We start from the raw sequence: 21,855 nt of genomic DNA on the forward strand, positions 1-21,855 counted from the left end.
AATAAAGAAGAAGAGTCCGTTTAAGGAGAGTTTATTATGAATACAATGGAACAATGTGAACAATTAGTTAAAGAAGTGTATAAGCATTTTGATGCAAGTCACGACTTTCAACATATTGAGAGAGTGCGCAAAAATGCATTTGATATAGCAATTTCAGAGCCAACTGCTAATAAAGAAATTATCGAGTTAGCGGTCCTTTTGCATGATGTGAGTGACCCAAAATATACGTCTGGGGAAGGGAAATTAGAGGAAGATCGAATTATCCAGGAACTAAACTTATCTGCGGAAAAAATAGATCAGATAAAGAAAGTGATTAAGTCTATCTCTTTTAATGGCGGCAATGAAGCATTTGCGGATACAATCGAAGCTAAAATAGTTCGGGACGCGGATCGTTTAGATGCCATTGGAGCAGTAGGAATTGCCCGTACATTTGCTTATGGTGGAGCTAAAGGCCGGAAATTATATGACGCAACGGAAACGCCGCGAGATAATATGTCAGTAGAAGAATATCGTACGAAGGTCACTGCCTCTGTCACGCATTTTTACGAGAAATTATTGAAATTAGCAGATGGCATGCAAACGGAAAAAGGAAAAGAACTGGCAAAAGAGAGACATGCATTTATGGAGCTCTTCTTGCAAAACTTGAGAATAGAAACTGGGGAACATATATGAGTCATTTAATCATTTCAAATTTAACAAAAACAGTTGGCGAGAAAACGCTTTTCGAAAATATTGCGTTTACGATAAACAATCAAAATCATGCAGGGCTAATTGGTATAAATGGAACTGGAAAGTCCACGTTCTTGTCCATACTTGCAGGAAAGCTGGAAGCGGACTCGATTGATCTTGACCATCCAAATAAATACCGGATCGCTTATTTAGAACAGCAACCTACTTTTGAAAAAGAGGAGACAGTTCTTCAAGCAGTATTTAGTGGAGATTCTCCGATTCTAAAGATAAATCGTGAATACGAAGAAGCTTTAGCTGCAATGATAGAAGACCCAAGTTCAAGCATACTACAAGATAAATTGATGGACCTCCAATCCAAAATGGATGACTACCAAGCTTGGGACGTAAATGCTCTTGCCAAAACTGCTTTATCGAAATTAGGGTTAACGCAATTTGAAGATTCTGTTTTACATTTATCAGGTGGTCAGCAAAAAAGAGTAGCACTAGCAAAAGTATTAATCGAACCTGCAGATTTAATTCTGTTAGATGAGCCTACGAACCATTTAGACAAAGAGTCTACGGATTGGTTACAAGAAATGTTGCAACGAATTGAAGGAGCCATAATATTTGTCACGCATGATCGTTACTTCCTAGATAATGTGGCAACACATATTTATGAACTTGCAGACAAAACGCTTTATACACATACCGGAAATTACGCGGATTACTTAGAGTCCAAAGCTATCCGAGAGGAAATGAATGCTTCTTCTCAACAAAAGCTACAAAATTTATATCGAAACGAATTAAAGTGGATTCGAAGAGGAGCAAAAGCAAGATCGACGAAGCAGAAGGCGCGGAAAGATCGTTTTGCAGAGATTGATTCCCAAATTGAACGAGATAACTCGAATCAAAACCTAGAAATGGAACTGGTTACTACTCGTTTAGGTAAACAAGTTTTAGAGGGGAAATCGATTTCCAAGAAATTTGGATCGAAAAAAATAGTAGATGATTTTTCTTTTCTACTTCAAGCTGGAGATAGAATAGGTATTGTAGGACCAAATGGTGCTGGGAAAAGTACGGTGTTAAAAATGTTAGCTGGAGAAATCCCAATGGACTCAGGAGATATAATTGTTGGCTCTACTGTCAAGCTCATGCATTTCACACAGCAACTGCCAGAGATGAATGATCAAATGAGAATGATTGAATATGTTCGAGAATCTTCCAATTTAATCGAAACTGGCTCTGGAGAGAAGTTTTCTGCTGCACAGATGTTAGAACGCTTCTTATTCCCATTAAATACACACGGTACGCAAATCGGAAAGCTTTCCGGCGGAGAGAAAAAACGATTAGTATTGTTAAAAATGCTGATGGAGCAGCCGAATGTTCTATTACTCGATGAGCCTACAAATGATTTAGATATTCAAACGCTATCCGTATTAGAAGATTTTATGGAGACTTTCCCAGGTGTTATTATTACCATTTCTCATGATCGCTTTTTCTTAGATCGTATCGCGAAAAAGCTATGGAAATTAAGTGGAGACGGCTCAGTTAAAGAGTGGCTTGGGATTTATTCGGATTATTTGGAAGAAGAAAAGATGAACCCAACGGAAGTTATGGAAGTAAAAATAGAAGAACCTCAAGAAAAAGTAATGAAAGAAAAGAAAAAACTTTCGTATAAAGAGCAACGTGAATGGGAATCGATTGGTGCGGAAATAGAAAAAACGGAGCAGCTAATCGTGGAATTAGAAGAAAAAGTGCTGACAACTGGTTCCGATTTTACTTTACTGCAAGAGTTGACTGATAAAATAGAACAAGCAAATAAAACATACGAGCAATTAATCGAAAGATGGTCGTATTTAGAAGAAATCGCTTCTTCTTAATCCTGGAGGGATGAACGATGAAAATAATTACAATAGAACCAACGCCAAGTCCTAATACAATGAAAGTAATTATTGACCAAGAGCTTCCTTTTGGGAAGAGCCATAATTACAAAAAGGACAATATAGAGGGTGCACCGAATGAAATTCAAGCCATTTTTTCTATTGATGGAGTGAAGGGGATTTACCATGTTGCTGATTTCTTAGCGATTGAACGAATTGCTAAATTCAGCTGGGAATCCATTTTAGCTGCTGTTGAAAATGTGTTCGGAGCAGATAATGAAGAAAATGCAAATGAAAAGCCAGTGGATCATTACGGTGAAATATATGTGCATGTCCAACAGTTTAAAGGAATCCCACTTCAAGTAAAAGTGTTTGATAGTGAATCAGAATCTAGATTTGGTTTATCTGCCCGTTTCACAAAAGCACTGGATGAAGCGATGGAAGGGGACCGAGAAAACTATCTTATGTTGCGTAAGTGGGTTGATTATGGTGTGCGTTATGGTGAACAAAAAGAAATCGGTGAGCAACTAGTAAAAGAATTAGAAGCGACGTTCCCAGAAAGTAAGCTACAGCAGCTAATAGCAGACAAAGATAAACCTGCGGAAGAGAAATCTGCCGTTCGTGTTCCTTTTACGTTAGAGCAATTTGAAGTAAGTGAATGGGAAGCTAGATTTCAATTACTAAATAACCTCATCAATCCAGAGATAGAGGATTTACCAGTACTAGCAAAAGCCGTTCAAGACGAACAAGTGTCCATTCGCAGATTGGCTACTGTTTATCTAGGATTAATAGAAGACGAAGCCGTTATACCGTACCTAGAGATGGCATTAAAAGACAAGAGTGGAGCTGTTAGAAGGACAGCAGGGGACGCAATGAGTGATCTTGGCTTCGAACAATTTGAAGAAGCAATGAAAGTTGCTCTTTTCGATAAGAACAAATTAGTTCGTTGGAGAGCAGCGATGTATTTCTATGAAATTGGTACAACAGAAGCACTGCCAATTTTGAAAGAAGCAATGGACGACAAAGAGTACGAAGTGAAGCTTCAGATTCGTATGGCCATTGCGCGCATTGAAGACGGGGAAGAAGCAAAGGGCTCTGTTTGGAAGCAAATGAGCGAAGCCCGTAAATAGGTCTGAATTATAGAATGAAAAGAAGCTTATTTGCCTAGGCAAGTAAGCTTCTTTTTGATGGTTTGTAGTGTTCGTGTGACCTTTTGTTGCGTTCATGCTAAAAGATGGCGCGACATAACGGGGAATTGTCTAGTTCAAATTCAAAATTCTGATTTACAATAATAAAACGTTAAAATACTAAAGGAAACTAAAGAAATATATTTTAAGCGAAATAAAGTATAATTGATTTCCGCTATAGGCGGACGCTTTCCGCGGGGTGAGCGATAAGCCATCACCGCCACTACGTGTCGTTTGTGATGGCTTATCTGTCTCACTCATCCCGCTGGAGTCGCCGCCTGCCGCTTCCATCAACGAAGTGATAAATGTTCGTATTTTAATGACAAAGTACTATTTATGAAATTAACTCAATTAATTATATAATTAAAGTTTGGAACGGTTAAATTATGTTTTTGTTTTCTAGAAGCATATATGTTGTGACGAAAATCCGCGAGACTACTGCGGAAAAACGGGCTGCCAAGAACCTGAAACGAGCTTTTGGAACAAATCCTACATCTATGTGGCAACTGATTCGTGACCAACATCCTGTTGCCCTGAGGAGTCTGGGCAGTTCGACTGCGGCGAGTGGATTTTCGGCAGATAACAACACGATCGTTTAACAGAGCCTAAAGTTTAAGCCTTTTCTTGCGAAAAGTAATCAAGGACAAACTGCTGGAATCGTTTGGCGGCTGGAGATAGATAGCGATCTTTCACGACTGCCATACCGATTATACGTTCACACGTGACATTTTCAATCCGTAATTTAGCTATTTTATTTGAATTGATTTCACCGCCATCTGGAAGTATAGAAAAACCAAGCCCTGCAACAACAAATCCCGCAACTGTGGCAACTTCATCCCCTTCAAAAGAAATTTTTGGCGTGAAGCCAGCTTCCTCGAAAATCTCGTCAGTTGTTTTACGGAGTGCATACCCTTTTTTCATAGAAATAAAGGTTTCTTCTGCTACCTCTGTTAATGAGATGCTTTTACGCATAGCAAGCGGATGATTGGTTGGAACAATCACATATAATTCATCCCGCCATAATTCTGTCCATTCAATGAGTTTTTCATCTTCAGTGGAAGCGAGAAGACAAAGGTCTAATTCACCTGATTTCAATTGCTTTAATTGAGTATGTGTATGATTTTGTTTAAATTGAAAAGTGATATCCGGATATTGTTGGTGAAATGCTCGGATTATATTTGGTACAGAGCTTGTCCCAAGTGTGTGTAAAAAGCCTAGAGTCACTTCTCCTTGCTCCGGGTTAATTAATTGGTGAATATCTTCTAAACCATCGTTTAGTTCCCTAATAATTCGATTAACACGATGCAGAAACATCTGGCCATATCGATTTAAAACAATGGACCGACCTCGTCGATCGAATAGTGGTACCCCAATCTCTTCCTCTAACCCTGCAATTGAGCGACTCAATGCTGGCTGTGAAATAGACAATAGCTCAGCGGCCCTTGTCATATGCTGAACTTCTGCTAGTGTTTGAAAGTATTCTAGTCGCTGCCATTCCACTTAGTAACCCCCTCTATTTAATCTATGCATTTTATGCATCATAGTGATAAGAATAATAAATTATACATTATGAATTGTCAATGATAGTATTAGGTCATTAAACTAATACTTTAGAGAAATAAAGGGGATATTCACATGAAAGTAGTTGCACCTAAATCTTTTACGTTTGAAGGCGGTAAACGAGCAGTATTGTTACTTCACGGTTTTACTGGAAGCACGAAAGATGTAAAAAGATTAGGAGAGTATTTGCAAAAGAGAGGCTATACTTGTCATGCACCAATGTATAGAGGGCATGGAGTAACTCCCGAAGAATTACTCGAAACGAGTCCAGCTGACTGGTGGAAAGACGTTGTAGACGGATACCATCATTTAAAAAACCAGGGGTATGAGGAAATTGCAGTTGCAGGTATTTCTCTTGGTGGTGTATTCTCTTTAAGAGTTGCAGAAGAATTCCCAGTAAAAGCAGTCGTATCCATGTGCGCTCCAATTAAACGAAATAGCACAGATGGTTTATTTGACCGATTATATAACTATGCGAAAATTTATAAATCTTTTGAAGGAAAATCAAGAGAAGAAATTATAGAAGAATTGGAAGTATTAAAAAATACACCAAAAGATTCCTTAGAAGGTGTGCAAGTAATCACCGAAAATACATGTGAAGAATTGAGTTCTATTACCTCTCCAACGCTTGTGCTACAAGGAGCTTTAGATGATGCAATTTATCAAGAAAGTGCATCTTTTATTCTAGAGCATGTGGAAACGGATGAAAAAGAAATCATTTGGTATAAGGAATCTGGCCATATTATTACATTAGGGAAAGAAAAAGATAAAGTTTGTGAAGATGTATTTACATTTTTAAACCAAGTAGAGTGGGCTGCGTCTTAATAATCACTTATAACACCTTCGAATTTTGTGCGTTTAAAAAGCACTTAAATCGACGGTGTTTTTTTATATATTTTTAATGGAAAAATAATGTGTAAAGCGTAGATTATATGTGAATAATACAAAGACAATAGCAGTGTTTTGGAATTGAGGGAATACAATGAGTAAAGAATTAGCGAAAGAAGAATCAAAAATAAACGAAGAAATTCATATAACATATTATTTCACCGTAATTTTTACCATGATAGGAACTCTTTTAATCCTATATTTTTTAAGCCATAAAGTGGAGAAGCTAAGTTTATTTATTATTATACTTTCCCTATCAGCGGGAGGGTTACCTACTGGAATTATTGGTGCATATATCGATTACAAAGTTTCGGAATATAAATTGAAAAACAGAAAAGTTATATGATGGAAGAATTGCAATAATATACTCTAGAATAGCTCTTCTAAATAGAAGGTATCATGGATGATCTAAAAGATATAAAAAGAGTATTAATGGTAATTAATACTCTGAAAATTAATCAATCCCAAATATTAGGTCGATGTACTCCAGCTGTTCGTAGGTAGTCTAGCATTTGTCCTGTATGGACAGATTCATGATAAGCTATTCTTAATAACATGTCCCCAAGAATTCTTATATATCCTACATCTGAGCGATCGATTTGAATATTTTTCAAATCATCTTCACTCAATGATTGGATCATCTTAATAAAATTATTTCTATATTCTTGGGCAAACTTGAGTTCCTCTTGAACGGATATTAATTTTCTAGATTCAAAAGGAGAAATAAAGTTGGTGATACTACCTCTATTTATAACTGCTAAATGATAATAGTATTCGGATTCTAATACATGTCGAACCATTTCTAAACAAGAAAGTGCGTTCTCATCTGGTTTCCAATTGTATAATTCCTCGGGAATAGAATCCCAGACTAGTATACTTCTTCTGCGAATTTCCTCAAAATTAATTATTAATATATCTGTCGAGTTCAAATTCTCCACCTCCTAGAAAACAGAATAACAGAATGCATGTTCTGTAGTCAAATGAATTTTAATATTGAAATAAATCCTAATAATTAGACTTTAAAAGACTGGAAATGAGTACATATTCTTTCATTCAGTTTTCATTCATGGTTTTCGATTTCACGGAGATACTATTGTTTATGATGGAGGCTGAACTGGGGTGGGAATATAGATGGATTTTATTTATGCGCAGGAAACTCTTACAACTATTGAATGGATAATGCGGGCGATTGTTTCATTTTCCTTTTTATTATTAGCAACTAAAATAATGGGACGTAGATCAATTGCACAGTTACGGTTAATCGATTTTACGATGGCTTTAGTCCTCGGGAATATCCTTGCACATCCTTTATCAGACGAAGGATTAGGATTAAAGGGATCTCTTATCACAACAAGCGTATTAGTTATTTTATATTTAGCTTGCGTATTTTTAAGTTTAAAATGGAATCTATTTAAAAATTGGCTTGAGCCATCTCCTTACACATTAATCAAAAACGGAGAAATTCATTATAATGGCTTATCAAAAGCAAGAATAACGGTTGATCATTTGTTATCAGAAGCTAGAAAGGCAAACATCGAAGAAATTCAGAAGGTTGCACTAGCATTATGGGAGCCTGATGGATCGATATCGTTTTTTTTATCTCCCCAATTAAAAGCTTTAACCCCAGGGGATATGCAAATGATTAAAAAACCTTTTTATCTTCCGATGACAATTATTAAAGATGGTAAAGTAGATTATAGTCAATTACAGCAGTCGGGAAAAGATATTAGCTGGTTAGAAAATAAAACGTCCATCTTGAATGTTCATATACACGATATTCTCTTAGCAACAGTTGACGAACAGGATGAATTAAAAGTATATTTTTACAAGTAGTTCAGCTTTTAAATACGTAAAATGAGCTTTGAGAATTGGTTTTTGAAAGTTTTCATGCATACTACTATTCAAATGTGTAGTATTCTTAATAGAATGTGTAAGGGAGTGGGAAAAATTGAAATTTTTTAAAGTACTTCTGAGTTTGGTTGTTATTGTCGTGATAATAGGATTTGCTGCATATTATTTTGGACCTAAACTAGTTGCGGACCAAGTAATGGAGAAAGTAGCGGTTGAACTTCAGGATAGTGGTCAGTTGGATAGTATTAAAGAAGAAATCAATAATGATCCGCAATTACAGGCGTTTATAGAAGAAGGTAAAAATGTAGATAGTAGTAAGCTTCCTTTCCAAACGAAAGAAGAAGCAACTAAGGTTTTATTAAAAAAATTTAATATAAGTGAATTACAAGAAATACAAACAAAAGCCCAAAATGGGATGACTGCCGAAGAAAAACAAGAAATTTTTAATAAGCTTGAAAGTACTTTAACGGAAGAAGAAATGCTTGCGTTGAAGGTCCTTGCTTATAAGGAATTGTCTAAACAGTAGATGTCCTAAATATATGAAAATATTGTTCCACCTGCAGTTTAGGTAATCATCTTTCGATTAATTGGAGGCCACTGAAAAAGTCTATTATTATTCATTTCATAGCGAGTTCTTGAACGGCAAGTTGTTCAAGAACTCGCTTTTTGATTACATATAACATCTAGGTGATTCCGTTGCAGGCGGACGCTTTCCGCGGGCGATCCGTGAGCCTCCTCGTCGCAAGCTCCTGCGGGGTCTCACCTGGACGCGCTTTTCCCGCTGGAGTCGCCGCCTTCCACTCTAAACTCCATAAAATAAATACTCTTTAAACAAAGCTGGTATCAAATGAAATAGTGGAAGAATGTTCAATCTATTAATAGAAGTCATTGGAAATTACAAATGCAATTACTTAAGACAGCGGATTCTTCTTTCTTTGGCTATAAAACACATATTGCGATTGAGCGGTGAACGTATTATTAGCAGCAGTGGTGACAACAGGCAAGTAAAGAGACGGGCGATATCTACAAGAATTAATTAAAAAAAGTAAAGCAACAGGCATGGAAGTGGAAACGGTTATTGGCGAAACAGCCTACTTTGGAAAAGACAATTAAGTTTGTCCACTGTGAGACGGCTGTTATAAAAAAGGTACAAAAAGTAACACGTATTCAGTTTCGAATAAATCGAAGCAAAAAATAATTGAAAAATCCTCACGGATACAATACAGCACCCTCTGCGGGTTTATTTTGCATGGAAATACAAGGTGCCACAACGAGATTCGCCGTCAATCTAAAACGGATTTTGAAATTGCTGAACGAAAAAGAGGATAAATAGACAAAGAACCGACACTTCCTGTTCAAGCTTGAACAAGAAGTGTCGGATTTTTGTTAAAAAGAATTTACTGTTTTAATAGCGTAAGTTTTTCAGTGGCCTCATTAATTGGAAGGTGCTTTTTAGTGTCTGGATAAAATGTTGTCTTTAAGGGGCCAAGACGCGGATTGGAACAAGCACATATAAAGTCCAACCAGAATATAAATAAAAAATCTGGATTGGGGGAAATCGAATGAAAATAATAACAAATTATGTGGATCTATGTAGAAAAATTGATATGATCGAAACTCAACTATTACAGGTAGATAACGATTTAGATTATTGGTTTGGTAATGGTAAGCTTCCTTTTTCACGAACAGGTACAGATGATTTAGGTGTAGATGCTTCTAAAGGTATCATTCATGATTTACATGATAAAAAACATCGATTTCAAAAGATGCTTTCGTTTTATCTTGAAATTAAGGAAGAGACCGAAGATAAAATAAACAAGCTGGAAGGCTTGAATTATCAAATTGCTCGGATGAAGTACATGGAAAACAAAACCTATAAACAAATCGCGGATGAATTGAATATGTCTTATGGTTATATTCGAAGTGCTACATCAAAAAGGAACTAACGATAACTATTAATTGACTATGTGTAATGGACTTGGTTGTTATGAACGGTTTTCTTCATGGATTTCATAATAAACGATCTTTCATTAAAATAAAGACACGAAACAAGCACTTATTTACGCTTGTTTCGTGTCCTTTTATATTAGAGAGATTTGCTATTAAACATGATGATTTTATGGATTAGCGCAGTTAAACTAAATGGTTGTAATTTGTAAAATCTGCTTGCTTTCCGCAGGAGTCTTCGCGGGTTCTACCGTAAAACTACAGTAAAATATACCAGCGCCTATGGATTAGGAAAGTTTGGATGAAAGTATGCTTGAGGTGGGTATATTTGGCTATTGTAATGATTCGTATAATGCGGGAATTGATAAGAAATGGTTTCATTTGCTTTATTGCAGTCCTTAGGAGGGCCGATAAAGGTGGAACTCTTAACGGGAGCAATCGCTTTTTTCCATTGGTTTTCATCCATACAATAAGTATACGCCATGACATTAGAGGGTGTTAGCTTTAAAATATCTGAACCTAGAATTACCTCAGGTGTTGATGCATTAAAAATAGCGAGTAGATGTGTATTGTCTATAGTAGCAATTTCATAATGCCACCATCCTTGAGGAACGTTTGCTACCTGACCTGGTGTTATGGGGAAATTTAGTATTTGCTTTGTAAAAGGGTTCAGTAATGAAACAGTAGCAGCTCCAGAAATACAATACACTAGTTCTGCAGCATTTTGATGGTAATGAGGTTCAATAACATTACCAGTGCTAAGGAAAATATCAAGTAAAGACACATTGTCTAATGTATTTAACTGATTAATACTTAGGATATTAATAAAATTTCGATTATCTTTTTGAACAAGTGGACTTTTATTTACATCAAAAGCGAACTGCGTATTAGGAGAAGTATAATCCATAGAAGAGCTCAAGAGTACATCCTTCCTTAACAAATTGTGATGTGCATGATTAGCACATGTTATACAGAATATGTATAAGTTTGCTTTAGTGTGATGAGCCAATTATTGATTGTTCATCTCACATTTCGTTTATGGTTTGAAACACAAAAAAGCACCTCGAGAGATGCCTAAGCTAACTGATCAATGCGAAGGATTTATTTAAACCACAAACCTTGTTTTTTTGGGTTATTTCCTTGGTTTTTAAGTTTTTCTAATTCAGTGGTTAAATAATCGATCTGTTTCTGCATATCCGCTTTCTCACTTTGTTCTTGCCGCTCGTCTTCTAATGCAAGTATGGCTGCAATAGTGCTAATGGCATCGCCAACCGTTGCTATTGCAGCACCAATGACGGCAAGCTTAACGGCTTGACTTACATTTTGGTTGTTTTGATCATCAGGGCCATTGTTTTTATCATTATTCAAACTAATAGCCTCCAGTACTTAATTTCATCTTTCATTTATATTATGCTTCCTATACATTTTGGTGAAAGTATTTTACACTACTTAATAAGTAGGGATAGCTCCATAACAAAAGAGATGAAAGATATTTTGTGTAAGTGTACTTTCATTTATCTAATATGGAAATTCTTCCATTACAAGTTTTTTAAGAATGACGACTTTTCTTGGACATCATTCTTTGTTTTTTGTTCGATGAAATAATATTTGATACTATTTATATAGCTATCAATTATCTACTGAGGATCTGAAAAGTGGAGAGTTAGCTCAAAATATTGATTATGCACAAAAAGAAAAAGAAAAAAGACTAAATCATGAAGATTCAATTAGTGATTATTTTGATTAACTAGAAAAGGCCTCTTTCTTATCGAAAGAAACCTCTTATAAATCAGTCTGCTTCTATTCGAATAGCTTGAATATCTTGGCAATCTACGATAAGTGTTGAACCAGGTTCTGTTGTTGGATCAGTAAAGACTGCACAGCAATTCTTCCGATCTATGCTAATAAAAACAACATCTTCTAAAACCTGACCACCGAGTAAGAAAACATCGACTTCAGTCTGAATCTGTAATCTTCTTAATTGATCACAAACGCAACCTTTACATTCAGAACATTTCTTCTTGTTACTCATTTCAAGACCTCCTTACTAGTTTTTAAAATCTCGTCTTACATTAATAAACTATGATTTCGAAATGAATAGTGACTGTACAATTTGTCCATTCTATCGAAAAACGATAGACAATTCATAAAATATATTTTTAAAAGAAGATTACTATATGTGATAGCTCTCTTAAACCAATCAAAACAATAACCTAAATTTACAGAGCTATGAAATGCTTTTCATGTATTTAACTTAAGGTTTTGAAAAATTAACATTAAGAGTTCTAATTACGTGAAATTATATAAAAAGATGAGTAGAATATAAAATAGATAACCCGCAATATAAAGGGTAAATGATTATGAACGAAAGTAGGAGAATAGATGAACGCGTACGATGAATATATGAAAGAAATAGTGAAACCGATGAGAAGTGAGTTAACAGATGCTGGATTTAAAGAGTTGTTAACTCCTGAGGATGTACAAGACCATATGGCAAATGCAGAGGGTGTTTCTTTAGTTTTAATCAATTCTGTTTGTGGTTGTGCGGCAGGACTAGCGAGACCAGCTGTTATTTCTGCTGTGGATGAATTAGAAGTGAAGCCGGAGAATTTAGTGACGGTATTTGCTGGGCAAGATCAAGAAGCTACTGCAACAATGAGAGAGTATTTTGAGGATGTTCCTCCAAGTTCACCTTCTATTGCTATCTGGAAAGATGGGCAATTGGCTTATTTCATTCCTAGAGAACAAATCGAAAGCAATTCGATGGAGACAATTAAAGATCATCTTGCAGGTGTTCTTTCGCAAATCGTTTCTGCATGAAAACAATTGTTACAACTGCAGGGAGAACAGACGAAGAGTACATTGAAAAAGCAAAAAAAGCTGCAAGTGAGTTATGTATAGCATACGTGACTAGACAGAAGAAATCTGTTCAAAAAATGCAACAAGAGCAAAATGCACACGTATTAGTCGTTAGTAAGGAGAGGTTAGAACTGTACAAATACGGTTCTTCTGCTCCTTTTTTCTTTCATCCCAATTCTGCGGCATTTCGGATGAAACGTTTATTAAATGGAGAACAAGATTTATTTCTAGAAGCTGTGGGTTTAGCAAAAGGAGACCGTTTTTTAGATACGACTGCAGGTTTATGCTCAGATAGTTTAATCGCTGCATATGCGGTGGGGGATAAGGGCGTTGTCGATGCCTGCGAAAAAGATCAGATGATTGCGTACGTTGTTGGGCAAGGGTTACAAAAGTATGAAACAGAAATTGCAGAATTACAGCAGAGCATGCGTAGAATTTATTTAATCAAACAAGATGCAGTAGACTACTTAAAAAGCGTGGACTCCGGCTCTTATGACGTCGTCTATATCGACCCGATGTTTGAAGAAGTGATTGTTGAGTCTTCTAATTTTCAATCACTTAGAGAAGCGGGTGTGCATGAATCGTTATCTGATGAATGGGTGGAAGAAGCAAAACGCGTTGCAAGGAAAAGGGTAGTGTTAAAGGCTCATTTCCGCTCGCCTCTTTTTGAGAAATACGGGTTTCAACAACAAACAAGATTAACTTCAAAATTTCATTATGGTATTATTAAGATATAAAAAAAGCTGTCAATAAAGACAGCTTTTAGCTAGGAAATACAGTTGAATTTAGTTTGTGAAGTTTAGAGATGTTAAATATCCTAATAAAAATAAAAATCCGATACCAATGATTAAATCTACGCTCATGTGATTTTCCTCCTTAAGTTAAAAAAGCTACTGAATGTTTACACTTTTTATTGTACAATGAATACATAGAAGATGAAACCTTTTGTTCATGAAATACGTTTAAGTTTATAGTAAGCTTAACTAAATTGGTCGAAATTGAAGGTGATAAAAGATGAAGAAGTGGTTCCAAAAAACAATCATTATAGCGGTTGCTTTATTAACCTTTGGGCTTATATCTCCAAACCATTTTATTTGGGAACAATTATTAGATAACAAAACTCCAATGAAATCGATTTCGTCGGATGCAAATACGACCGAATTTCAACAAGTAAGTCTTATCGATACCCTAGACCCAGTTGAAAGTATTTCCATGGCAGCTCGAGAACAAGCGTACATAAAATTTGGAAATAGAATTGGTCCAGTTATTCAAAATGAATTTGATGATGTTATCTTCCCAAGAATTCAAGAAGCAATTGATGCAACAGTTGCTAAAGTTGAGGGCGATCAAGCTTCTAATTTATCTATTTCAGAGCAACCATCAGGTGAGTATCATGAAAAGATATTTCATATTTACAACGAGACGACAAAAAAAGATTTAATCCGATTTCACGTAAGAACGGATAAAAAACCGCAAGACGGGTTTTATTTTAATTTTCATTATCACTTAGCAGAAGATAAATACGCAAAACATTATGCTTTAGGCGAGATTTTCTGGTCCAAAAATACACCGCCAAAATGGCTCTCCTAGTTGAGGGCTTTTTTGTATGAACGAATAGAAGGAGAATGACAGTGGAACAATACTTAACGTTATGTAAACATATTATGGAAAATGGTGTGGTGAAAGGGGATCGTACTGGAACAGGAACGAAGAGTGTCTTTGGTTATCAAATGCGTTTTGATTTAGAAAAAGGATTTCCTTTACTTACGACAAAAAAGACAGCATTTCGTTTAGTTGTTAGTGAATTATTATGGTTCTTAAAAGGGGATACAAACGTAAAAACCTTAATTGAAGCAAACAATCATATTTGGAACGAATGGGCGTTTGAAAAATGGGTGAAAAGTGACAAATTTACGGGACCTGATATGACCAACTTTGGTGTGCGTGCAGCAAATGATCCTGTGTTTAAGGCGATAGTGGATGACCAAATGGATATTTTCTGCTCAACTATATTGTCTGATGATTCATTTGCCAAAGAATTTGGTGATCTAGGTCCTGTTTACGGTAGACAATGGAGATCATGGCCAGACAAAGACGGAGGGACGATTGATCAGTTGCAAAATCTCATTGATCAAATCAAGAAAAACCCTAATTCTAGAAGACATATTATTACGGCATGGAACCCTGCAGAAGTAGACGAAATGGCTTTACCACCATGCCATAGCTTTATGCAATTCTACGTGGCAAATGGGAAGTTATCTTGTCAACTATACCAACGAAGTGCGGATGTCTTTTTAGGAGTGCCTTTTAATATTGCTTCCTATGCTCTTCTGACGCATTTAATCGCTAAAGAATGTCAGCTAGAAGTTGGAGAGTTTGTCCATACACTTGGTGATGCACATATCTATTCAAATCATATGGAGCAAGTGGAAACGCAATTAACTCGATCTCCACGTCCATTACCTACCATTTTATTATCATCAGAGAAAGCGTCTATATTTGACTTTGAGATATCGGATATTTCATTGGAAGGGTATGACCCTCATCCAAGAATTAAAGCTCCAATTGCGGTATAGTATAGAAACATAGGAGGCGTCACATGATTTCATTAATCGTTGCACATGATACAAATTCCGTTATTGGTCTTGACAATAAAATGCCTTGGCATATACCAGGTGACCTTGCTTATTTTAAAGAAAAAACAATGAATAAAGCGATTGTCATGGGAAGAAAAACGTATGAATCTATTGGTCGAGTATTGCCAGGACGAAAAAATATTATTGTTACTAGAAACCCTTCTTATAAAGTGGAAGGAGCAGAAGTAGTTACTAATCTCGTCGATGCAATTGCACTTGCCGAAGCTCACCATGAGGAAGTAATGATCATTGGTGGAGAACAAATATTTCGAGCGGTGTTGCCGAATGCTGATCGACTGTATATCACATTAATTCAACATGTATTTAATGGTGATACATATTTTCCAACATACAGTAATGATGACTGGATGCTCGTAGAAACAACAGAAGAAATGAAAACACCAGAAGGTCATGTATATGTGTATTTGGTTTTTGATAGAAAGGTTAGTGAATAGGTTGTTCTCTTCTTAACGGACATTTAGCTTCTTATTTGGCTATTTGCCAGTTAGTTTGAGTTAATTTCATTAATAGTACTTTTTCATTAAAATACGAAAATTTATCACTTTTTTGAGGGAGCGGCAGGCGGCAACTCCAACGAGATTAGTGAGACAGATAAGACATCACAAACGACGCGTGAGCTGTGGTGATGGCTTATCGCTCACTCCGCAGAAAGCGTCCGCCTATAGCGGAAATCAACTATTCTTTATTTCATGTAAAATATATATTTCTTTAGTTTCCTTTAGTAACCATAAGCTCACAACAGTGCAATATGACGAGCTTGTACATATAGTCCCGCAAAAATGGGCTGCGGGCATTTTAAAAAGAACAAAGAGCACTTTTACTTGTAAGGGGTAGAGCATCTTTCGAAGGGCCCAGTACTTTTCATAAGTAATCATGAAGGAAATTTTGATATTCCTACACTCATAACCTACATACCTAAGCCCTTTGGATTTATTTCCAAATGGGAATATTTAAATCAGAATTTGTTCGAATTGCCAAGGGAAGCCAACGTACCAATTGTTCCAATCGCGATCTTTGGCACATCTGACATTTTGGAAAAAAAATAACAAAATTCGCTCTGGGCATGTTCAAATAAGTATTTTGCCTTCATATAGTATAGGAAGCATACAAATGAATGACGCAGAAATAGTTCTAGAAGAATTGAGAACAAGTGTTACTCGTAAGATAGAGGAAATGAAAACTGTAGGCAAATAGTTTACAGAGTAATGTACTTCTTCTTATAATAGAACTATCGAGGAAGGAAGAGATATATCGTGCCTAAAGTTCACATAGTAACAGATTCTACAGCATACATAACAAAAGAGCTGATGGAACAGTTTAATATACACGTTGTACCTTTGACAATTCAAATTGATGGAGAGTCATATATAGATGGAATTAATATTCAACCTGAAGAGTTTTTAGAAAAAATGGCTGTATCAAAAGAATTACCAAAATCATCTCAACCGGCTGTTGGTGTATTCAAAGAGTTGTACGATAGACTAGGTGAAAATGGAGATCAGGTCATTTCTATTCATATGACTGGTGGCATGAGTGGAACAGTAAAATCTGCACAGACAGCTGCTGGACTGACAGATTCAGATGTTACGGTGTTTGATTCTAGATTTATATCTTTTGCTCTTTCTTTCCAAGTAGAGGAAGCAGCAAAAATGGCTGCAAAAGGTGAAACGAAAGAAGCGATTATGGAAAAAATTGCAGATATTCGTTCGAATACTAATTTATTTGTAGTAGTAGATACACTAGAAAATTTAGTGAAAGGTGGACGCATTGGTAAAGGGAAAGCCATGATTGGTTCATTACTTTCCATTAAGCCAATCGCTAGCCTTGAAGGTGGAGAGTATTCACCAGTTGCAAAAGTACGTAGCCATAAACAAGTCGTAAACTACTTGTATAATCAATTCTTAGAAGATACAAAAGGAAAAATTGTTAAAGCAGTGGGGATTGCTCATGCAAATGGACTCTCGATGGCTACTCCTTTAATGAAATTAATAGAAGAATCGGGTTTTAAACATACTCAAGTTTCCTTTACATCACCTGTAATTAGTACTCATACAGGTCCTGGTGCAATAGGATTTATGTATATGACAGACTAGTGTAGAGGCAGGGAAGATAATAATTCCCTGCTTTGTTTTATAGATAAGGAGTTAACGATGAAATATTTAATAAGTCTTTTATGTATTTTGTTACTTTCCGGTTGTGTATCCAATGAAATGAAAGAAGTTAGTTTTTCAGAAAGAGAAGCGGTCCTTTTCGAGGAGTACGTAATTCCCTTTTCTTTTTTTCCGAGAACAATTGAACTAGTTGGACTAGGAGATTCGTTAACGCAAGGGGTAGGGGACGAATTAAAAAGAGATGGTTATATCGGGCGATTACAAAAAGAAATTTTACAATATAAAGGAATAGAAGATGTTGTATTAACCAATACTGCAAAAAGAGGTCGGCGAAGCGATCAATTGTTGAAAATGCTTAAAGATGGGGAGATAGATCATCAAATTCGAAAGGCCAGCATCATCGTATTAACCATTGGCGGTAATGATATGATGAAAGTTGTCAAGAAAGATTTGTTTGATTTACGAGTTGAAGCTTTTGAAAAAGAATTGGAGAAGTTTGAACGTAATTATGATCATATATTAGAGGAAATTCGAGAGATTAATAGTATTGCCCCTATTGTCCTTCTTGGTATTTATAATCCTATTACCATTGTGACAGATGAGAAGAGTGAGTTCGATCAAATAGTATCTGATTGGAATAATACCATTGAATCAGTTGCATACAGTGATGGAAATGCTTGTTTTGTTCCAATAGATAAATTGTTTATTTCCAATGATAATTTAGTTTATCATACGGATTTTTTCCATCCAAATAGTAAAGGCTATCAATTGATTAATGAAGCTGTGATGGATTCATTACAAGATTGTGGTTTGATTGATGCGCAAAATAGGGAATTGTTGTTTTGAGGAGTTGGTGAGATGAATAAGTGGAAGATTGCATTCTTTTTATTAATATTAATACTTATCGGAAGCGCAAGTGCGCTCGTTTACTGGATAACAGCTCCATCTGAATCGGTGAAAGTCGAACCTATGAAGGCTAATCCAACAGGTAATGTGTTGACGGTAAATGCTACAAAAGAAGATTTTCAAGGAATTGCAAATACATTTATTGAAAAAGCTATGGATGATAAACCACTTCCACTGCAATTATTAGTAGATGACCAAATAGTGTTAACATCGGAGTTAACCATCTTCTCGTTAACTTTACCAGTCAAAATGTATTTTGAGCCTTATGTTGAAGAAGACGGGAATATTCGGTTGGAGCAATCTTCCCTTGAAGTAGGTCAATTACAACTTCCTCCTGAAACAGTGTTAAAGTTATTAAAGGATTCGATTGACTTACCTCCCTGGATGATTGTAATGCCAGAAGAAGAACAAGTCCTGATCCAATTAGCGAGTATACCAATGACTTCTGGATTTCGTGTTCGAGCTAAAGAGTTGAATTTAGTGGAAGATAGAATAATATTAGAGATAATCATACCATCAAAGTGAGGGGATAAAATGGAAAAGGCAACTTTTGCAGGAGGATGTTTTTGGTGCATGGTAAAACCCTTTGATTCTTATGAAGGAATTGAAAAAGTAGAATCGGGTTATACAGGTGGACATGTTGCTAAACCAACTTATGAACAGGTTTGTTCCAATGCAACAGGGCATTTTGAGGCAGTTCAAATTACATTTGATCCAGAGAAGTTTTCATACGATCGTTTGTTAGACATTTTCTGGGTAAATATCGATCCAACAGATGAGCAAGGGCAATTTTTTGACCGTGGTTCATCTTATCAAACTGCCATTTTTTATCATTCAGAAGAACAACGAGTGAAAGCGGAGAATTCAAAAGATACGTTAGATGCATCAGGGAAATTCAATGTGAAAATAGCAACGCAAATATTACCAGCATCTGAATTCTATGCTGCGGAAGAATATCATCAAGATTATTATAAGAAAAATCCTGCACATTATAACAGATACTTCGTTGGATCAGGAAGAGCTGCATTTGTAGAGAAAAGTAGGGGGTTTCAAAATGAAAGATAAACTAACGGACATGCAATATTATGTCACACAACAAAATGGAACAGAGCCACCATTTCAAAATGAGTATGATAAGCATTTTGAAGAGGGAATTTATGTGGATGTTGTATCTGGTAAAGCCTTATTTCATTCAAAGGATAAGTATGATGCAGGCTGTGGTTGGCCGAGCTTTACTAGACCTATTGAAGAATATGAAGTGACAGAGCATTTCGATGATACCCACGGAATGAGACGGGTAGAAGTTAGAAGTAAAACAGCGAACTCTCATTTAGGACATGTTTTTCCAGACGGTCCTAAAGAAGAAACTGGCCTTCGATATTGTATCAATTCTGCATCGATGCGTTTTGTACCAAAGGATAAGCTTGTAGAAGAAGGCTATGAAGATTACGTAAAACTATTTTAAGTTACATAATAAAAGCACGGAAGAGGATTTTCCCTCTACCGTGCTTCTTTTTTACAATTTAAACTCATTCACTACTTTTCTAAGTTCATCAGCTTGATTAGAAAGTTCAACAGCTGATGCATTAATTTCTTGCATTGCAGCGGAACCTTGTTGGGCTGCTGCTGCGGAAGTTTCCGTGTTCGAAGCAGTGTTTTCTGCAATTTGTGTTACTTCAATGAAAGATGCAGCAACTTCTTGACTAAAGCCGAGAGTATCTCCAATTTGTTTCACCATTTTATCAATAATCGCAATTGTTTCATTGGTTTGTTTCACAATTTGATCGAGCGAAGCGTTTGTTTCGTTCGCGACTTCAACACCTTTAATCACATTTTGTACGCCTTCATGATTTTGCTTCACGATGGAAGTAACTTCTGTTTGAATAGAAGTGACGATGCCTGTAACTTCTTTCGCAGCATTTTGTGATTGTTCCGCAAGCTTTCTTACCTCGTCTGCGACTACTGCAAAGCCTCTCCCATGCTCTCCAGCACGAGCAGCTTCTATTGCTGCGTTTAATGCTAAAAGGTTAGTTTGTTCGGCAATTGTAGTAATAGTTTTAATAATGGAAGTAATTTCATACGATTTAGTTCCTAATGCTTCTACCGTTTGGGTCGTGTTTGCCATTGTTTCCTCAATGCTCATCATTACGTTTGATGAGTGCTGAACAGATTCTCCACCTTTTCGAGCAGCTTCTATCATGTGGTCTGTTGCCTCTTTAACTGCCTGTGCGTCATTATTTAAATATCTGGTTGCTTCTTCCAGTGAGTTCATTTTTTGAATAGCAACTGTCATACTTCGCATAGTTTGTTCACTACCAGCAGCAATTTCATTTGTAGAGTCTGCTATGGACTGGATTGTTACTGCTGTTTCATCTGAAGAAGCCATAAGCTCCTGTCCACTTGCAGTTACGTTTTCAGTTAGTACACTTACTCGTTTTACTAAGTCAGCAATTGAGGCGATTAAAACGTTTGTACTGACTGCAATCTCAGCGAATTCATCTTTCGATCGAACTTTCACTCGTCTAGTTAAATCTCCGCCTGCTTGTGCAATGTCTAATATCGAGCGATTGATTGCGTAAGTACTTCGTTTAATGGAATTAAATAAGTATATTCCAAAAGTTAATGTTAATGCTACGGAGAATACAGTTAGGGCAATAAATAAGTATAATGAAGTACTATTTTCTTTCTTTAACAATGCAATTTGCTCTGCATTCTTTTTCTCTAACATTTCATTCATTGCTTCAATATGGACATCCACATAGTTCATTGCGGTTTTACCGTTTCCTGCGTTTACTAATTTTTGAGCAGATTCAATTCCCTGATCGTCACGCATTTTAATAACACGTTCAGAGTATTGAAGATAAGTGGTAAAAAACTGATTGATGGATTGAATTTTTTTTAATTCTTCAGGACGATCTTTATAAGTATTTTGTAATTCTTTAAAGTGAGTTATGATTCTATCTTTATAATTTCTGTAACTTGTCATATAATTTGATTTACCTGTTATGATATAACTCTGTTCAAGGTTTGAAAGTTGTGCGATTTCTGTTGATACTTGATTGACCATCATTTGTTCTTTAATATCGACATTTATGAACTTTTCCAATGCTTGCTGGGAAGAAAACATCTTTCCTGAAGTTAATACTAGCATTGAAATTAAAATAACAATAAGAACTGAAAAAATTAATAGAACTCGTCCACGAATGGAGTTCAAAATATTCGTTTTAGATGTTGTGGACATTTTATTGTCTTTCTTCTTATTCTTTTTAAGGAAGGAAAAAGAAGGGGCTTTTTTAGGGAAATGCATTTTCTTTTTCTTGTTTATTCCGCTTTTCAACAA

24 protein-coding genes and 1 pseudogene are annotated in these 21,855 nt (G+C 36.0%); 19 read left to right on the forward strand and 6 right to left on the reverse strand.

What is annotated here, in order from left to right; translation table 11 throughout:
* The first annotated feature begins 45 nt into the window (after nucleotides 1-45).
* The 3 genes from MHH81_RS08000 to MHH81_RS08010 are packed head-to-tail and all read left to right on the forward strand — an operon-like array spanning nucleotide 46 to nucleotide 3,679.
* Entirely contained in the window at nucleotides 46-672 is a 627-nt protein-coding gene (locus MHH81_RS08000) for an HD domain-containing protein (protein WP_445678128.1), read from the forward strand.
* Entirely contained in the window at nucleotides 669-2,549 is a 1,881-nt protein-coding gene (locus MHH81_RS08005) for an ABC-F family ATP-binding cassette domain-containing protein (protein WP_340919859.1), read from the forward strand. Before MHH81_RS08000 ends, MHH81_RS08005 begins: the two co-directional genes overlap by 4 nt.
* Before the next feature lie 17 nt (nucleotides 2,550-2,566).
* Entirely contained in the window at nucleotides 2,567-3,679 is a 1,113-nt protein-coding gene (locus tag MHH81_RS08010) for a conserved virulence factor C family protein (protein ID WP_340919861.1), read from the forward strand.
* A 669-nt stretch (nucleotides 3,680-4,348) separates the two neighbouring features.
* On the opposite strand, the gene MHH81_RS08015 is transcribed toward MHH81_RS08010, so the two are convergent.
* Nucleotides 4,349-5,236 (reverse strand): LysR family transcriptional regulator, encoded by an 888-nt coding sequence (locus MHH81_RS08015; protein WP_340919864.1) that lies wholly within the window; start codon nucleotides 5,234-5,236, stop codon nucleotides 4,349-4,351.
* Between the two features lie 135 nt (nucleotides 5,237-5,371).
* Between MHH81_RS08015 and MHH81_RS08020 the strand changes: the two genes are divergently transcribed.
* Nucleotides 5,372-6,121 (forward strand): alpha/beta hydrolase, encoded by a 750-nt coding sequence (locus tag MHH81_RS08020; RefSeq protein ID WP_340919866.1) that lies wholly within the window; start codon nucleotides 5,372-5,374, stop codon nucleotides 6,119-6,121.
* A 157-nt stretch (nucleotides 6,122-6,278) separates the two neighbouring features.
* The gene (locus tag MHH81_RS08025; protein ID WP_340919868.1) at nucleotides 6,279-6,530 is read left to right on the forward strand and encodes a hypothetical protein; all 252 of its coding nucleotides are present in this window, start codon (nucleotides 6,279-6,281) and stop codon (nucleotides 6,528-6,530) included.
* Nucleotides 6,531-6,642: 112 nt separating this feature from the next.
* Here MHH81_RS08025 and MHH81_RS08030 read toward each other — a convergent pair whose 3' ends face one another.
* Nucleotides 6,643-7,113 (reverse strand): DinB family protein, encoded by a 471-nt coding sequence (locus MHH81_RS08030; protein ID WP_340919871.1) that lies wholly within the window; start codon nucleotides 7,111-7,113, stop codon nucleotides 6,643-6,645.
* A 202-nt stretch (nucleotides 7,114-7,315) separates the two neighbouring features.
* Between MHH81_RS08030 and MHH81_RS08035 the strand changes: the two genes are divergently transcribed.
* The 4 genes and pseudogenes from MHH81_RS08035 (at nucleotide 7,316) to MHH81_RS08050 (ending at nucleotide 9,981) form a co-directional block, all read left to right on the forward strand.
* Entirely contained in the window at nucleotides 7,316-8,017 is a 702-nt protein-coding gene (locus MHH81_RS08035) for a DUF421 domain-containing protein (RefSeq protein WP_340919873.1), read from the forward strand.
* A 115-nt stretch (nucleotides 8,018-8,132) separates the two neighbouring features.
* Nucleotides 8,133-8,561, forward strand: a complete 429-nt coding sequence (locus MHH81_RS08040; RefSeq protein WP_340919875.1) for a hypothetical protein — start codon at nucleotides 8,133-8,135, stop codon at nucleotides 8,559-8,561.
* A 387-nt stretch (nucleotides 8,562-8,948) separates the two neighbouring features.
* Nucleotides 8,949-9,368: pseudogene (locus tag MHH81_RS08045) on the forward strand (transposase); the annotation flags it as partial.
* Nucleotides 9,369-9,597: 229 nt separating this feature from the next.
* Nucleotides 9,598-9,981: a hypothetical protein gene (locus MHH81_RS08050; protein ID WP_340919877.1), complete on the forward strand. Its 384-nt coding sequence runs from the start codon at nucleotides 9,598-9,600 to the stop codon at nucleotides 9,979-9,981.
* A gap of 281 nt (nucleotides 9,982-10,262) precedes the next feature.
* Here the strand turns inward: MHH81_RS08050 and MHH81_RS08055 are convergent, their stop codons facing one another.
* From MHH81_RS08055 to MHH81_RS08065, 3 genes are all read right to left on the reverse strand, one after another.
* Nucleotides 10,263-10,901: a cupin domain-containing protein gene (locus tag MHH81_RS08055; RefSeq protein ID WP_340919880.1), complete on the reverse strand. Its 639-nt coding sequence runs from the start codon at nucleotides 10,899-10,901 to the stop codon at nucleotides 10,263-10,265.
* Nucleotides 10,902-11,083: 182 nt separating this feature from the next.
* Complete coding sequence (locus tag MHH81_RS08060) at nucleotides 11,084-11,350, reverse strand: hypothetical protein (RefSeq protein WP_340919882.1); 267 nt, start codon at nucleotides 11,348-11,350, stop codon at nucleotides 11,084-11,086.
* Between the two features lie 421 nt (nucleotides 11,351-11,771).
* Entirely contained in the window at nucleotides 11,772-12,014 is a 243-nt protein-coding gene (locus MHH81_RS08065) for a hydrolase (protein WP_340919884.1), read from the reverse strand.
* A gap of 350 nt (nucleotides 12,015-12,364) precedes the next feature.
* On the opposite strand from MHH81_RS08065, the gene MHH81_RS08070 reads away from it, so the two are divergent.
* The 10 genes from MHH81_RS08070 to msrB all read left to right on the forward strand — a co-directional run bounded on the left by MHH81_RS08070 (nucleotide 12,365) and on the right by msrB (nucleotide 19,980).
* Entirely contained in the window at nucleotides 12,365-12,802 is a 438-nt protein-coding gene (locus tag MHH81_RS08070; RefSeq protein ID WP_340919886.1) for a BrxA/BrxB family bacilliredoxin, read from the forward strand.
* Complete coding sequence (locus MHH81_RS08075) at nucleotides 12,799-13,578, forward strand: class I SAM-dependent methyltransferase (protein ID WP_340919888.1); 780 nt, start codon at nucleotides 12,799-12,801, stop codon at nucleotides 13,576-13,578. The genes MHH81_RS08070 and MHH81_RS08075 overlap by 4 nt, the downstream gene beginning before the upstream one ends.
* A 277-nt stretch (nucleotides 13,579-13,855) precedes the next feature.
* Nucleotides 13,856-14,431 carry a YpjP family protein gene (locus tag MHH81_RS08080; RefSeq protein WP_340919889.1) on the forward strand — a complete coding sequence of 192 codons (576 nt, stop codon included), beginning with the start codon at nucleotides 13,856-13,858 and terminating at the stop codon, nucleotides 14,429-14,431.
* 35 nt (nucleotides 14,432-14,466) lie between these two features.
* On the forward strand, nucleotides 14,467-15,417 hold the full coding sequence (locus tag MHH81_RS08085; protein WP_340919891.1) for a thymidylate synthase: 951 nt from the start codon (nucleotides 14,467-14,469) through the stop codon (nucleotides 15,415-15,417).
* A 23-nt stretch (nucleotides 15,418-15,440) separates the two neighbouring features.
* Nucleotides 15,441-15,932, forward strand: a complete 492-nt coding sequence (locus MHH81_RS08090; RefSeq protein WP_340919893.1) for a dihydrofolate reductase — start codon at nucleotides 15,441-15,443, stop codon at nucleotides 15,930-15,932.
* 819 nt (nucleotides 15,933-16,751) lie between these two features.
* Nucleotides 16,752-17,591, forward strand: a complete 840-nt coding sequence (locus tag MHH81_RS08095; protein ID WP_340919896.1) for a DegV family protein — start codon at nucleotides 16,752-16,754, stop codon at nucleotides 17,589-17,591.
* 57 nt (nucleotides 17,592-17,648) lie between these two features.
* Nucleotides 17,649-18,455, forward strand: coding sequence for a GDSL-type esterase/lipase family protein (locus tag MHH81_RS08100; protein WP_340919898.1), 807 nt, complete (start codon nucleotides 17,649-17,651; stop codon nucleotides 18,453-18,455).
* 12 nt (nucleotides 18,456-18,467) lie between these two features.
* A complete protein-coding gene (locus tag MHH81_RS08105; protein ID WP_340919900.1) occupies nucleotides 18,468-19,040 on the forward strand; it encodes a YpmS family protein in 573 nt (190 codons plus the stop codon).
* Nucleotides 19,041-19,049: 9 nt separating this feature from the next.
* A complete protein-coding gene (gene msrA / locus MHH81_RS08110; protein ID WP_340919902.1) occupies nucleotides 19,050-19,580 on the forward strand; it encodes a peptide-methionine (S)-S-oxide reductase MsrA in 531 nt (176 codons plus the stop codon).
* Complete coding sequence (gene msrB / locus MHH81_RS08115) at nucleotides 19,570-19,980, forward strand: peptide-methionine (R)-S-oxide reductase MsrB (RefSeq protein ID WP_340919905.1); 411 nt, start codon at nucleotides 19,570-19,572, stop codon at nucleotides 19,978-19,980. The genes msrA and msrB overlap by 11 nt, the downstream gene beginning before the upstream one ends.
* A 51-nt stretch (nucleotides 19,981-20,031) precedes the next feature.
* Here msrB and MHH81_RS08120 read toward each other — a convergent pair whose 3' ends face one another.
* Nucleotides 20,032-21,756, reverse strand: coding sequence for a methyl-accepting chemotaxis protein (locus MHH81_RS08120; RefSeq protein ID WP_340919909.1), 1,725 nt, complete (start codon nucleotides 21,754-21,756; stop codon nucleotides 20,032-20,034).
* Nucleotides 21,757-21,855 lie beyond the last annotated feature (99 nt).

Source organism: Psychrobacillus sp. FSL H8-0484 (genome assembly GCF_038005325.1).
In the GTDB taxonomy this organism is placed as follows: Bacteria; Bacillota; Bacilli; order Bacillales_A; family Planococcaceae; genus Psychrobacillus.